At 61.7% G+C, this 13,123-nt stretch carries 10 protein-coding genes; 5 read left to right on the forward strand and 5 right to left on the reverse strand.

Features of this window, described 5'->3' with window-relative positions; translation table 11 throughout:
• Positions 1-16: 16 nt before the first annotated feature.
• The 5 genes from ASG05_RS01840 to ASG05_RS01860 are packed head-to-tail and all read right to left on the reverse strand — an operon-like array spanning position 17 to position 9,162.
• Positions 17-2,761, reverse strand: a complete 2,745-nt coding sequence (locus tag ASG05_RS01840; RefSeq protein ID WP_056256649.1) for an ATP-dependent RecD-like DNA helicase — start codon at positions 2,759-2,761, stop codon at positions 17-19.
• A complete protein-coding gene (locus tag ASG05_RS01845) occupies positions 2,758-3,138 on the reverse strand; it encodes a M48 family metallopeptidase (RefSeq protein WP_056256651.1) in 381 nt (126 codons plus the stop codon). The genes ASG05_RS01840 and ASG05_RS01845 overlap by 4 nt, the downstream gene beginning before the upstream one ends.
• Complete coding sequence (locus ASG05_RS01850; RefSeq protein WP_056256653.1) at positions 3,135-6,077, reverse strand: type I restriction endonuclease subunit R; 2,943 nt, start codon at positions 6,075-6,077, stop codon at positions 3,135-3,137. Before ASG05_RS01850 ends, ASG05_RS01845 begins: the two co-directional genes overlap by 4 nt.
• Positions 6,074-7,348: a restriction endonuclease subunit S gene (locus ASG05_RS01855; RefSeq protein ID WP_056256657.1), complete on the reverse strand. Its 1,275-nt coding sequence runs from the start codon at positions 7,346-7,348 to the stop codon at positions 6,074-6,076. The genes ASG05_RS01850 and ASG05_RS01855 overlap by 4 nt, the downstream gene beginning before the upstream one ends.
• Positions 7,345-9,162, reverse strand: a complete 1,818-nt coding sequence (locus ASG05_RS01860; protein ID WP_056256659.1) for an N-6 DNA methylase — start codon at positions 9,160-9,162, stop codon at positions 7,345-7,347. Before ASG05_RS01860 ends, ASG05_RS01855 begins: the two co-directional genes overlap by 4 nt.
• Positions 9,163-9,484: 322 nt before the next feature.
• Between ASG05_RS01860 and ASG05_RS15665 the strand changes: the two genes are divergently transcribed.
• The 5 genes from ASG05_RS15665 (at position 9,485) to ASG05_RS01880 (ending at position 12,972) form a co-directional block, all read left to right on the forward strand.
• Positions 9,485-9,763, forward strand: coding sequence for a Fic family protein (locus ASG05_RS15665; protein WP_162240618.1), 279 nt, complete (start codon positions 9,485-9,487; stop codon positions 9,761-9,763).
• A gap of 427 nt (positions 9,764-10,190) precedes the next feature.
• Positions 10,191-10,355 (forward strand): DUF87 domain-containing protein, encoded by a 165-nt coding sequence (locus ASG05_RS16665; RefSeq protein ID WP_157490007.1) that lies wholly within the window; start codon positions 10,191-10,193, stop codon positions 10,353-10,355.
• 24 nt (positions 10,356-10,379) lie between these two features.
• Positions 10,380-11,198, forward strand: a complete 819-nt coding sequence (locus ASG05_RS16670) for a hypothetical protein (RefSeq protein WP_157490008.1) — start codon at positions 10,380-10,382, stop codon at positions 11,196-11,198.
• Positions 11,199-12,393: 1,195 nt separating this feature from the next.
• Positions 12,394-12,714, forward strand: a complete 321-nt coding sequence (locus ASG05_RS01875; protein ID WP_157490009.1) for a hypothetical protein — start codon at positions 12,394-12,396, stop codon at positions 12,712-12,714.
• A 21-nt stretch (positions 12,715-12,735) separates the two neighbouring features.
• Entirely contained in the window at positions 12,736-12,972 is a 237-nt protein-coding gene (locus tag ASG05_RS01880) for a hypothetical protein (protein WP_056256673.1), read from the forward strand.
• Positions 12,973-13,123: the final 151 nt, after the last annotated feature.

A 13,123-nucleotide genomic window follows, 5' to 3' on the forward strand; every position in this document is an offset into this window, starting at 1 on the left:
GTTCGGTCGTTGAGATTCACGGCATTGCTCGTGCTTTTTGGCGACTGGGCCGCTTCGCAACCGGAGTTATGCCGCGACGCGCCTTGAGGAGGTTCTCGTCCTTCGTGTTGTCCTTCACAGCGAGCCTGCTCAGGATGCGCTGCTGCGCCTCCGGCGTCCAGAACACCTCAAGCCGTTCTCGGGCCCGAGTGATGGCGGTGTAGAAGATGCTGTGCGAGACATTCACTTCGTTGACATCGGTAATCACGACCTTCACCGAATCGAACTCAAGGCCCTGCGCCTTGTGGAACGAGACGGCGTAGGCGATCTGGAACGGGACGATCGTAGTGACGGTGTCGTCGTCGTCGTCCGGATCGGCCATATCAAAGACGTCGAACCGAACGGTCGAGCCCTCCACCCAGAGCAGATCAGTCCCCAAGACGTCGGCAGCGGTGACGTCACGAGCGAGCTCGATGTCGAACGTGATGCGCCCCAGCACCTGCTCGATCGCCATGATCTTGCCCTTCAGGTTGTTGAAGATCACGCCCCGGAACCGGTTGGTGTCATTGAACAGGACCGGGTCCCCCACCTTGTACGTGGTACCTCGCCGGGTGAATACAGGATTCGGATTGCTCGCCTGCAGGAACCGATTGACGTTGTTGATGCCGTAGAGGCCGTCGTAGTTCAGACAGAGGACGATCTCATCGTCGCGTTGCGGCCTGAACAGCGAGTCCCCGAGCACCGTCGAGTAACCGTTCTTCGAGAGCGACTCCTCGATGCGGTCGTCGAGGTTCCGCACACGGTCCCACAGGGTGAGCAGCGCCGGATCGTTCGTGCGGTATGGCTTCGTGAGCTCGAAGACCGACGTGGCGGGAAGATACGAGCGAATCGTGTTGAACCAGTTCCCAAACTCGATTGACTCGATCTGGTAGACATCACCCACCAGGACGAGCAGATCGAACGAGGAGTTCTCGAGCACCTTCAGCAGGCTGGCGTTGCTCACCGTGCTGCACTCATCGATGACGAGCACGTCGTACTTGCCGGAGGTCGCCCAGCCGCTCAGGTGACTGGTGATCGTGCTGAACTCAGCGTTGGGAGCGTTGACCCGGCGGCGGAGGTTATCGACGGCGGGGTTGGTGTGCGCGAGGAAGAGCTTGCGCTCGGCGCCGAAGTAATTGGCGATGTGATCAACCATCGTGGACTTACCTGTGCCGGCGGCGCCGTAGACGAGTGCGACCTTCGAGTGAACGAACAGACCCCTGAGCGCGTCGGCTTTGAGGTCATCGTCGATGGCCTTGGGGTTCGCATCGATCCACGTCTGGACATCTCCGGAATGCGTGGCGACTCCCGACGCAGCGACCGCTTGGAGCTTGTTGATGATCGTGACGGTGTCATCCTCGTACCCGCGGATAAAGACGTGCCCGTTGGCATGAATGATCTTGCGTGGGGCGTGCGCCGCTGTCGGCGGCAGCAGGGCGTTGTGATTCGCGATGAGCTTGTCGACATCACCGAACCCGTCGAGTTCCGCGTCCGGCGTGTAGATGATCCCGTTCTGCTCGACGTTGCTGCGCACGCGCCTCGCGAGGAGCTCATGTCGGCGGGTCGACGCATCGAGGCTCTCGGCGAGGTCGGAGAAGTGGGGATTGTGCCGCCTCGGGGATGAGCAGAACGGCATCGTGTCGAACGGCCGACACGAATGTGAAACGTGGAGGTTCGACAGCGGGCCGCAGCTCGCCGAGTCGTACTGCGCCTTGATGACCTGGTTGTTCATGCGGAGCAGGAGGTAGCGCAGCAGATTACTGCCCGGCCGCTTCGCACGGATCAGGTCGCGGACCTCATCCAACATGGCGAAGATCAGTGGCGCGCGCTGGGTGTTCGAAAGCACCCAGGTCCGGACGCGCGCGTAACTCGCATCCTCCATATCCACGAGGTCAAGGAGGTTCGACCGCGTGGTGGTTAGGTACTGCATCAGGTTCCTGTACTCGACCAGGCCTCGGCTCACCTTGCCATTGGCCTGGCCGAGGAGATCCGCGAAGTTGTTGAACTCACAACCGCGGATCGCCACCTCCCAGGAGCGAACAAGAGTGACCGGCATCGTCTGCCCGAGCACGTCGATCGAGCTCTCTACCAGCTCGACGCTGGCGGCGTACTTGTCAGTCACGTCGATGTCTGTGAAACCGATGACCCGATCGAACTTGCTGGTCTTGTTGTGAGCAAGTGAGAACGTGACCTCGTAGTAGATGCGGCCCGCCACGAAGAACGGCCGCGAGCTGTGGATGTAGTAGACGCCCTCGCTCGTCTGGCCGGTAGGGGTCGCACGCAGCGCGACCATGCGCGCCGCGATCTTCCCGTAGTAGTCGCGAAGAGAAGGATCGAGATCGATCGGAAACTTGGCAAGGTTCCCGAGGATCGCGAGCCCGAACCGCGACTGAGTCAAGTCCCTCGTGCGCATCAGGTACTCGTAATACTTGAGCATCAGCCGCTCGGAGGGATCACCATCGAGCGTGTAGTGGGACGCGCTCGCCTGGAGCAAATTGTGAAATCGGCTCAGGAGATTCAGGTTCGCGTCGGCCCGGACGACGGCGAGCGCCGGACCTACCTGGTTGTAGTCGAATTGGAGCGAGCCATCGTTGAGATGCGCCCGCACGATGAGCCCTTCGATCAGATTGCGCAGCTGTGCCAGCACGTTCTGAGAGAGGAGGTCGCGCTGCGCCCTCAACGTCTCGATGTTGCGAACGATCGCCCCATCCGCGCTTCGGATCTGTTCGTCAATGGTGGTCACGATTCGTCCTTGCTGGGCCCAGAGCCTTCTCTCCGAACTGCGCGATTCTCCAGGGTTCGGGTCGTTGTCGCGTTAGATAGCTCCTGCTCAACCTCACGCCAGTCGGGCACGTGCGCAGTCATCATCGCCTTGAAGAACTTGCCGTGATCGCGGTACCGAAGATGCAGCAGCTCGTGCACGATCACGTAGTCCTGGAACCCGTCGTTCATCGCAGCAAGGTCCGTGGCGAACTTGACGACGCCATTCGGGGCGCACGAGCCCCACTTACCCGGTAGTCGCTCGATGACAACCTTCTCCGGGTTCACCTTAAGTCGCAGCGCCCATGCCAGCGCTCGACGTTGCAGCTGCTGCTCTGGATAGAGCGACGACCGGCTCACGACTGGTCACCCTGCTCGAGGACCTGCATGACCTGCTCGATGGCCGCGGCGCGCTCAGCCGCGCCAAGGGCGAGCAGCGGCTTGTAGAGGCTGGCGCGAAGCCGACGACGCTCGTCCGGGTTGTCGCGCCACGAATCGTACTTTTCGACCACCGATTCGATCTCGCGGGCGGCGACGATCGCGTCCAGTAGTTCGGGCTTCGCAGCGGTCTGACGACTGAGCACCCAGAACACGGCAAAGCCTGTATCGCTCAGCCCGCTGTCTTCGGCCTGCTTCTTGATCGCGGCCTTCTCATGCGCGAGCGCATCGAGCTCGTCCATGGCCGCCATCCCGGTGATCTTGCGATCCTCGAGATCCTGCAGGACGCGGTCCGCCCGATCCCTTAGCTTCTGAAGCACCGGCGCCGTCGCGGGGTTGTCGTTCATCTCGTTGCGAAGGCCGCGAAGGAGGTTATAGACCTTCCCTTCGTCCGGTCCGGACTCATCGCGCAGAGCTTCCAGCGTCTCGACATCGAAGTTGATGACGCGCGAGAAGCGACCCAGCTCCTCCTGGGTCGCCGAGTCGGCGACAAGGCGCTTGGTCTTGTGCTCGAGATCCGCCAAGAAGCCAGACGTCTGCGAGTATGCCGCCCGCACGGCCGCATAGAGCTGGCTCAACCGCTTGTATGTCACGATGTGATCGCTGAGCTCGGCGGACGGGGACAGGATCTCCCACAAGGCCTCGACGTTCTTGTAGTCCTCGAAGAATTTCTTGCGGTCGTCGGGCGCCAGGAATCGGCCGTAGACGACGCTCTCCAGCTGTGCGTCCGGCGTCAGGTTGCCATCCACCTCGAGATAGTCGCCGGCCGCGCTCGCGATCTTGCTCTGCAGATCGTCCATCAGCACGTCCAGATCCTGAAGCGCATCGCCGACGGTTGCGGAGTCGAAGCTCAGCGCCTTGGTCAGCTCGCGCAAGATGCCTACAAAATCGACCACAAGGCCGACACGCTTGCTGACGTTCTCAGTGTCGATGTAGGGACGGTTTACACGTGCCAGGGACTGCAGGAGCACATGGTTGCGCATGGGCTTGTCGAGGTACATCGCGTAGAGCAGCGGTGCGTCGTACCCCGTCAGCAGCTTGTCGGTGACGATCAGGATCTTCGGCTGCTGGTCTGACTTCTTGAAGAGGCGGCGAACGTCCTTCTCACGGTCGTCCGTGAGCTGCAGCTCCGCCACGTCGGGGCGATCGACGATGTCGTTGGGGTTCTTGCTGTAGACGACCTCGGACCATTCAGCTGGCAAGTGCTTGTCCAGTGCGCGCTTGTACTTTGCACACGTCTCGCGGTCGACCGCTACGACAAACGCCTTGTAACCGAGCGGGTCGACGTTTTCCTTGAAATGAGCAGCGACGAACTCGGCGACCTGCTCGACGCGGTCCGTCGCACCGAGGAACGTGCGCAGCCCGACCGCCCGGTCAAGTACGCTGTTCAGCTCGTCGATGTCGGTGACATCCTCCTGCTCAGCGATGGCGAAGAACTGTTCGTCCAGATCCTCCGTGGGCATCGTCATTGTCGATGGCGCCATCATGTACTTGATCGGTAGCGTCGTGCCGTCGTCGATCGACTCGATGATCGAATACTTATCCAGGTATCCATCGTCGTCCTGCGCGCCGAAGATCTTGAACGACCCTGAGCCATCGCGGGTGTCGCCGACAGGCGTGCCGGTGAAGCCAATAATCGTAGCCTTCGGGACGGCCGCCATCAGGTAAGAGCCGAGGTCGGCCGCGACCGACCGGTGCGCCTCGTCGATGAAGACGTAGATGTTCTCCCGATCGGAGCTATTCGCGCGGATCTCTTCGAACTTGTGGATCATTGAGATGACGAGGCCGCGGAAGTCGGAGTCGAAGATGTCCTGCAGGTCGTCCTTGCTGTCAGCACGGCGAACAGCCATGTCGTTCGCCTGCATCTCGCCAAGCAGGCGCTCGACCCACTCCTTGAGCTGCCCCTCCAGTTCCGTACGATCGACGACGACGATTACGGTGGCGTTCGCGAAGCGCGTCTTCTCTTCGAGAATCTGCCGCGCCGCGGTCAGCAGCGTGAACGTTTTGCCGGATCCCTGCGTGTGCCAGATCAGACCGCGATTCTTTGCAGGGTCTGCACAGCGCTCGACGATCTTGTCGACCGCGACGCGCTGGTGCTCCCGGAGAACCGACTTCCTGGTCTCGCCGTCCTCGATGTAGAAAAGAATCCAGTCGCGCAGGGTGCGGAGGAACTCACTGGGCTCGAAGAACGCCTGGACTGCTGCTCGGTAGCTCTCGTCCTCGGTGTACTTCCATTTGAAGATGGAGCGCCGCGTGACATTCCATGTCACGCCGTACCAGTACCCGAGAAGGTGCGTGGTGTTGTGGAGCTGGGTCTGCGCCAACAGTTCCGGCGTCTCGACTTCGTACCGCCGGATCTGTTTGATGGCCCGCTCGAGCGCGTCGCCGTCCTTTGGGTTCTTGTGCTCAACAATCGCGACCGGGAGCCCGTTGACCAGGAACATGACGTCTGCGCGATTGCCCTTGCGCGCGACCGGCTCGATCTTCCATTCCCAGGATACCTGTAGGGCATTGTTCGCCGGGCTCTCGAAGTCGACGACCTGAACGGGGCGGTCACGGCGCTCGTTCTCGTCGTGCCACATGTGCTCACCGCGGATCCAGCGCAGCACCTCCCAGTTGCCCTCGATAGTTGCCGGGAGGGCCTCAATGGTCTCGATGACCGAGCGCGCCTGACTCTCCGAGAGCCACGGGTTAAACTCCAGCAGCTTCTGTTCCAGAACATCGTCGAACAGCATGTTCGCGCGGCCGTGGCGAAGCGCCTCAGCTTCGTCGGGATCGACGATGTCCCAGCCGATCTCGCCGGCATGGCCGACCATCGGAAACTGGACGGTGTACGCCTCGTTGATCTTGAGCGTGCTCATGCGGGTACCTCTCGTCTCTCGAAATTGTCGCTTGGTGCGGTGACGGGCTCGAACGCGCCGGTCATGGTGTTGAAGAGCAAGGACTGGAAGAGTTCCGTCGCGAGCAGTTCCAGGCCGCGGCGTGAGGCCTCCACGGCGTCGATTGCGGAAAGCAGATCAACGATCTCGCGCTGCTCGGCTAGTTCTTCTGGGTAGGCGATGAGCAGGGCGCGAACGATGTCGAGATTCAGGTTCTGCTGCTGCCCTCCATGCGCTTTTCCGCGAATGTCGTCGTAGCGCCATTCGAGGAAGTAGCGCAGATAGTCGGTATCGACACGGTCTTCAATCGGCTGTATCGCCGCACACGCCTGATTACAAGTCGCTTCGATCCCGAGTTTCGCGACCTTGCCACGCGTGACCCCCTGGCCGTACATCGCCATCAGAAGCGTGCCCGCTGGGTACAGGCGAACCGAGGTATCGGCGAGGGCTTTAGCGGTGATGCACTCGGACGTCGAGGTGATGGTGGAGTAGTCGACTTCGGCCGTCTTTACCCACGGAACATCGCCGCTGGCCCAGTAGGTCTCGTTGCTTCGAGACGGAGTTGCCCCTGTACTCACCGAGTGATGCGCTCCGAGTTCTTCGACGTTCCAGGCCTCCGGCAGTGGGCCGATATCGCTCTCACGAGAGGCGGCCCCACAACGACCCGACCTGAACGCCTGCTCCATCACCGCCCCCTTCAGCTCCCGAACCGAGCGAGCAATTTGTCTATGTAGCTCGATTGAGTCGTGCGCATGACGCAGAGCATCGACGACTGCTTCTTGCTCAGGCTTGCTCGGGTGGGGAACACTCAGCGCAGCCAAGCGGCTAGACGAGAGGTTCGGAATCGTGGTGCGATTGCCAGCTCCCTGGAAGAGTCCGAGCTGAGTAAAGGCAGCCTGCAGGAAGTAGACGTAGAACCGCGGGATCACATCGTCCCGTTTCGGCCGAAGTCGATGGAGGTGATTTTGGAACGTTACGTTCTCCATGCCGCCGTCCCAGACGGCGGCCCGTCCGATGTCGCCTCCTTCGCAGACCAGCATGTCCCCGGGCTTCAGGTACTTGGCCTCGAGGTCCGAGGAAGTCACTGTCATCTCGTCGACCTTAGAGAGGTCGATGCGGTCCCAAAGCACGTTTGAGGTGCGCAGGAATCGAGTCTTCACCTCTCCTGCTCGAGCCGCCGCCGTCATGGTCTTGCCCGCATCAATCGTAAAGAGCGACCCAAGCGGCAGCCACTCCCACTCGTCGTAGCTCACGATCGGGCCAGCATCTGTGCGAGGGCCTGGTCGGCCTCAAGAGCGAGCTGTCGTTGCGTCGCAATGTCAGCGAGGATGTCACCGATCTCGCGGTGGACGCGGTCATCGACCTGCTTGACCCACAGCGTCGGCATGAGGTTGTAGTCGGCCGCCACGATGTTTGACTTGTCCACGACGGTCATCTCGCCTTCGACGTCCTCACCACCGAGGTAGGTCGTTACCGCCCCGGCGATGTCGCCATCGGACATGTGATTCTTGGGTTTGCCTTTCACGAATCGCTTACTCGCGTTGAGAAGCAGCACCTTGTCCTTGCGCGCGGCCGGCTTGCGCCGTGAAAGCAGAACGATAACTCCAGCCGCGGTCGTGTTGTAGAAGAGGTTCTCGGGAAGCAGAATGACGCCCTCGATCAAATCGCGGTCAACGAACCATTTCCGGATGTTGCGTTCTTTGTCTTCGTTCTTCGAACCTGATCCGCGGGATACGGCGCCGGGGTCGAGCACGACGGCAGCTCGTGCCCCATCGTTCATAACCCCGAGCGTGTGCTGAAGCCACGGCCAGTCGCCCTTGCCTGATGTCACCCCGCCGGCTTTGCTGAACCGCTCGAATGGATCATCGGTCAAGACATCAGGCGAGAGCGGCTGGTTCCACATCGGGTTTGCGACGACGATGTCGAACCGCTGAAGGGCTCCCCCTTTGTCACGAAACTTTGGGTTGAGGATAGTGTCGCCTCGACGTAGATCCACATCCATGTCGTGGATGATCGTGTTCATGCGGGAAACGGCGTAGCTCTCCGCCTGGAGCTCCTGGCCGAACATCTTGAGCGGGACCTTGCCGGTCGGGTCCAGTTCGCGGGCGACCAGCTGCTGCTTGATCAGCAGACCGCCCGAGCCGCTCGCGTAGTCGTGAACCGTCTCACCCGGCCGCGGGCGAAGAATCCGCGCCATCAAGAACCCCACTTCAGTCGGGGTGAAGAACTCGCCCGCGGACTGCCCCGACCCCTCGGCGAACTTTCGGAGCAGGAACTCGTAGGCACGACCGAGGAAGTCGGGCTGGACGTCGGCCAGCCCAAGCCGGTAGCGGGGATCGGAGAACTGCTCTACAACACCACGGAGCTTCGCCGGGTTGATGTCGCGCTCTCCGTTGCGCTCCGCCGCAAAGTCGACGACGTCGATCACTCCGGACAGCGACGGGTTGAAACGGACTACCGCCCGAACGGCTTTGGTCAGGTGCTCGCCGACATCCTTCGGGGTGGTGGGACGCCCACGATCATCGAGCGGCCAGTCGTACGGGATGCGCTGCGAGATGGCACTCCACCGCGCCTCGGGCGGCAGGTGAAAGCGCAATAGCGAGTGATCGCCCTCCGCGATCTCCAGAGCCACGTCCCGGTCACCATACTCATCAGCGAGGCGATCGATCTCGTCATCGAAAACATCGGACAGGCGCTTCAGGAAGAGCAGCGGCAGCAGGTAGTCCTTGAACTTCGACGCGTCCTTCTCTCCTCGGATGGAGCACGCGGCGTCCCACAGCATCTGTTCCATGGACTTGGTGCTCGGAGTAGCCGAGCTCCGCCGTCCTCTAACCCGTGTCACCGGAACGCTCGTGGACTCGCCGACGGAGTCCACCTCGACGCCAGCCTCCGCAGCAAGAGCGGTGATGCTAGCCATCGCGGCGCGCTGGGGCTTGGACGCCCCGCCCTCCCACCGATTCACGGTGGCGAAGGACACGCCGAGCCGCTCCGCCAGCTGAACCTGCGTGAGGTCCATGCTCGAACGGATTGCACGGAGCGTCTGCGGGATGCTGTCCTGAACTGTCATGTTTGCTATGTTTGCAATATTGCAGCACTCTTGTCAAGTGTGAGCATGAGGTCTCACTATCCGGCTCGTGCGCCCCGTTCTCCGAGCTGTTATCTCAGGGCGCGGGCGGCATCCAACAACTTGAGCGTGGCGAGGACCGCGTTGTCTCGATACTCGCTTAGAGCGTGCGACCTCGCGCACCGTAGTCACCACGTCGTTCGCGCCAATCACCGCGATGGGACCCGCTCCGACAATCTGGTGTGACCACCACTCACGAGTTGCCGTCTCGCTCCCGCCGCCCACGAGCCGGGCAACGTACAGTCGCAGCTCGACCTGCTCGGGCGTGAAACCGAAGCGCTCCGCGGTACCGGCGATGACCCTGTCACGGATGTGCACATCGTTGATCAGTGCGTACACAGCATCCATCCGTGGGTCAGTACTTTTAGTCGAAAAGGCGCTTCTGGCGCTCGTCTTCATGGCGTACCTGCAAGCGTTCAACGACGGCAACAAACGCACCGGCCGCGTCCTGGCCAACGCGCTACTGCACGCGCGAAGTTCGCTCCCGCTGTCGCTTCGGACCGTCGGCGAGGACGACTACCGCCATGCCATCGTCGCGTTCTAAGAGCTCGGGGTGCTTGGCATCGCGAAGCACATCCTTCTCGAGCAAGCGCGCTTCGCCGCTGGCAACTATGCCGGATAGCCCGCGATGGGCATCACCGGGAAAGGGGTAGGCGCACCACGAACGAGCTGCAGCGCGGTGATGCCACCGCTGCTCAAGGCGCCTCTCTTCGCTCGTCTAATCTCATCACGAAGCAAGGAATCGAGAGGGATCTCGAACAAAAGAGGCGCCCCTGATCAATAGCGTCCACATGCGACAGGACCAAATTCCTGAGCTGGCCCAGCGATTCCATCCACCGACGAGTGCCTAAGGTGAGCGACTCATCGGCGCATCCATTGCCCTTGCGCCCCGAGCCACCAGGCAGTCAGCCTCGACGTCCGCTGCCCACACTTCAAAACGAGATGTCGACCGCGTGGCCTACTTTGGTTCTATGCAAGAGAAGAAGTCCGCCCTGGAGCAACACATCGCAGTGTTCGGCGAAAGCGGCAGCGGCAAGACCGTGCTGGTGTCCTCGTTCTACGGCGCGGCACAGGAGGCATCGTTCCTGAAGCAGAGCCTGTACCGCGTCGTTGCGGACGACATCGGGCAGGGGTAGCGCCTGAACCGCAACTACCTCGGCATGCGGGACGAGGGGATGACGCCGGATGTGACGCGCTTCGCCGGGACGTCGTATGCCTTCTCGATCAAGCTGAAAGACCCTCCCAACCCAAAGGCGGCGAAGGCGCAGCCGTTCCACGCCTTGCGGCTCGTCTGGCACGACTACCCGGGTGATTGGTTCGAGCAGGGCGTCAGCGGCGAGGAAGAAGCACAGCGCCGGGTCGACACGTTTCGCTCGCTCCTCGGTTCCGACGTGGCACTGCTGCTCGTCGACGGTCAGCGCTTGCTGGATCACGCGGGCGAAGGAGAGAGGTATCTCAAGTCGCTGTTCAGCAATTTCTCCAACGGCCTGATCTCCCTCAAGGACGACCTCCTTGAAGACGGCGCGCCGCTCGTGCTGTTCCCACGAATGTGGATCATGGCCCTTTCCAAGGCCGACCTGCTCCCCGACGTGGATGCCTTCAAGTTCCGCGACCTTCTCGACCTCAAAGCTGCGGACGACGTGAACGAACTGCGCAAGGTGCTGGCCGGGTTCGTGCAGGATCCGAAAGCAATGTCGGTTGCAGAAGACATATTGGTCCTCTCATCCGCGAAGTTCGAGCCGGGCAAGATCGAAGTGTCAACTCGAGTGGGCCTTGATCTCGTGTTGCCAGTGGCTGCGATTCTTCCTCTGGAGCGTCACGCCGAGTGGGCGAAGCTCCAGCAACTGCCCGCGAAGGTTACCGAGAGCATCGTGGGCGGCGGCGCCAAGCTCTTGGCCGCTGCGCTCATCGGCAAGACCAAACCCGGATCCGACGCTCGGAACCACGCGATCACGGTCGGGAACCCAGACTGCAGTTAGCGGGTGCGGGGGTTCGGGCATTGGACATGCAAAGCTCCTGGCTCAATTTATTGCCCTGTCGAGCTTGACAGGCTGGGACGAACACCAGAGCAATGTGAGAAAAGCTTAGAGGTAGCGACCGTCGCGCTGAAGAGTTTGTCTGGGTGTGGCCGCATAGCTCATGTCCAATATGCCTGAGCGTCAGGAGAATTACTCCCTGTCCGTAGGCGCACTGATCGCGGGCGTAAGGACGCCCCTACGTGCGATCAACTGCCAACGCAGGGTCGGCCTGTGCGGGAGGCAGACACGTGAATGTGAGCAGCCCTTCAAGGGTCTCCGCAAGGCTTTGACGGTGGCATCTGAACGCGATGCTCTGGACAAGTCTCAATACCAATACAAGACGGGCCGCCTGCATTCACCCACGACCATGGGTTGCGTCTGGTGGTAGCAGCCGAATGTGGAAATCTCTCAACTGCACCAACCGATCTGGTCTGAGCGCTTGTGCTCGGTAGAGCCGTCGCTGGTGGTCAGCCCAGGAAGCAAGTTTCGCCTCAGCGCCTCCCGCATCTCGGCGTGGTAGCCGGGCACGCGCCGGGTCCTGTCCGACGAAGTCTTTCCAGGCCGTCCAGGTTGTGGCCCATTGGTCATCGACGGGACTGCGGCGGAAGCCGGGGATGGAAGCCAGGCGGTAACGCGCGTACTCGACGCCGGAGGGGCCCCAAGCATCGTCCGCGCCTTCTCGTGCGAACTTCTTTCGCTCAGAACGGACCCAGTCAGCGAGCCGGGTCTCGTCTGTTCTCGGTTGATCGCGCGGCTTGTCTCGTGGCCAGCGACCATGGGCAGCCGTGAAGCGTTCCAGCTCGCGAATGCGCATAGCCCAACGACGTTCTCGGGTGTCGGCGTCAGCATCCGGTGTCGCCTCGTAGCTCGCGTCGGCAAGAAAGTAGTGCCAGGAAGCAGTGTCTCCGCGGTCTAGGAGTGCGCGCGCGACTTCCTCGTGCTCTCGCGGAAGGTTCTCCCCCGCTCCGAGGCTTTCCATCGCATCCGTCTCCGGGCGGACACGGCGTCCTGGCCCGGATGGTCCATGCGCGGCAGGCACGTCAGATCAGTGCAACGCGCGCTTGCTTGCTTGTAAGCACGGGAGGTTTCCGACGGTCAGCCGCAATACCGTCTTGTTGCTGCGCAAGGCGTAGAGACAGCTAGGGAGGTCCACTCAGTGCGATCGGGCGAGTCAGGACTGGCCGAAGACGAGTGGCCTTTCACATTGATGGACGACGCCCGAGGCGACTTCATGGTCACGACTCGTGAAGCGTTCTTCGCCATCTATCTCGGTGCGGGTCTTGCGATGCGCACTGCTCGTCTCGATGAGGCCGATCAGGACGGAGACGACGAACTACTTCTGATTCTGGAGCTTGACGAGTGCACGCTCGGGCGACCTCTGCGTCTGCTGGTCGACCGAGGAATGACTGCTCCACCCGTGCGCTGGCTGACTACGCCCGTTCAGCAGATCCACCGCATCCGCGGCACGGACAAGTGAAGGTACATGAAAGGAACAGAGATGAACCAAGACGCGAACTGGTGGGACTCCGTACTGCCGCCCATGATGGGGCAACAGGTCGAGCCAACCGCCGAGAAGTGGACTGAGCAACGCGTTCAGGACGGGCGTACCCACGAGTCCTGGAACCAGGCGACCGAGGACACTCGACAGCAGGTGAAGAACCTCGTGGCCGAGGTGTTCTACGCCCATGGTCTGGTCATGGCCGACCTGTTCGCCAGCACTGATCAGCGTTCCTGACCAGGAGGCGGCCGTCAGGGGTCGAGGGGACTCATGGCGGCCGTCCAGTCGAAGTGCACGGATGCTTCAGCGAACGCCGCGAAGACATCCGCTCCGTCTGCGTTCGCGGCCTCCCCGTAGATGCGATAGCCCTGCCCATCGCTCGGGCCGT

Origin of the sequence: Frigoribacterium sp. Leaf186 (genome assembly GCF_001423905.1) — a bacterium.
Classification (GTDB): Bacteria; Actinomycetota; Actinomycetes; order Actinomycetales; family Microbacteriaceae; genus Frigoribacterium.

Excerpts from the sequence above, each read along its gene's own strand:
- ASG05_RS01850 (WP_056256653.1), bottom strand. The coding sequence starts at position 6,077 with ATGAGCACGCTCAAGATCAACGAGGCGTACACCGTCCAGTTTCCGATG.
- ASG05_RS01860 (WP_056256659.1), bottom strand. The coding sequence starts at position 9,162 with ATGACAGTTCAGGACAGCATCCCGCAGACGCTCCGTGCAATCCGTTCG.
- ASG05_RS16665 (WP_157490007.1), top strand. The coding sequence starts at position 10,191 with ATGCAAGAGAAGAAGTCCGCCCTGGAGCAACACATCGCAGTGTTCGGC.
- ASG05_RS16670 (WP_157490008.1), top strand. The coding sequence starts at position 10,380 with ATGCGGGACGAGGGGATGACGCCGGATGTGACGCGCTTCGCCGGGACG.
- ASG05_RS01880 (WP_056256673.1), top strand. The coding sequence starts at position 12,736 with ATGAACCAAGACGCGAACTGGTGGGACTCCGTACTGCCGCCCATGATG.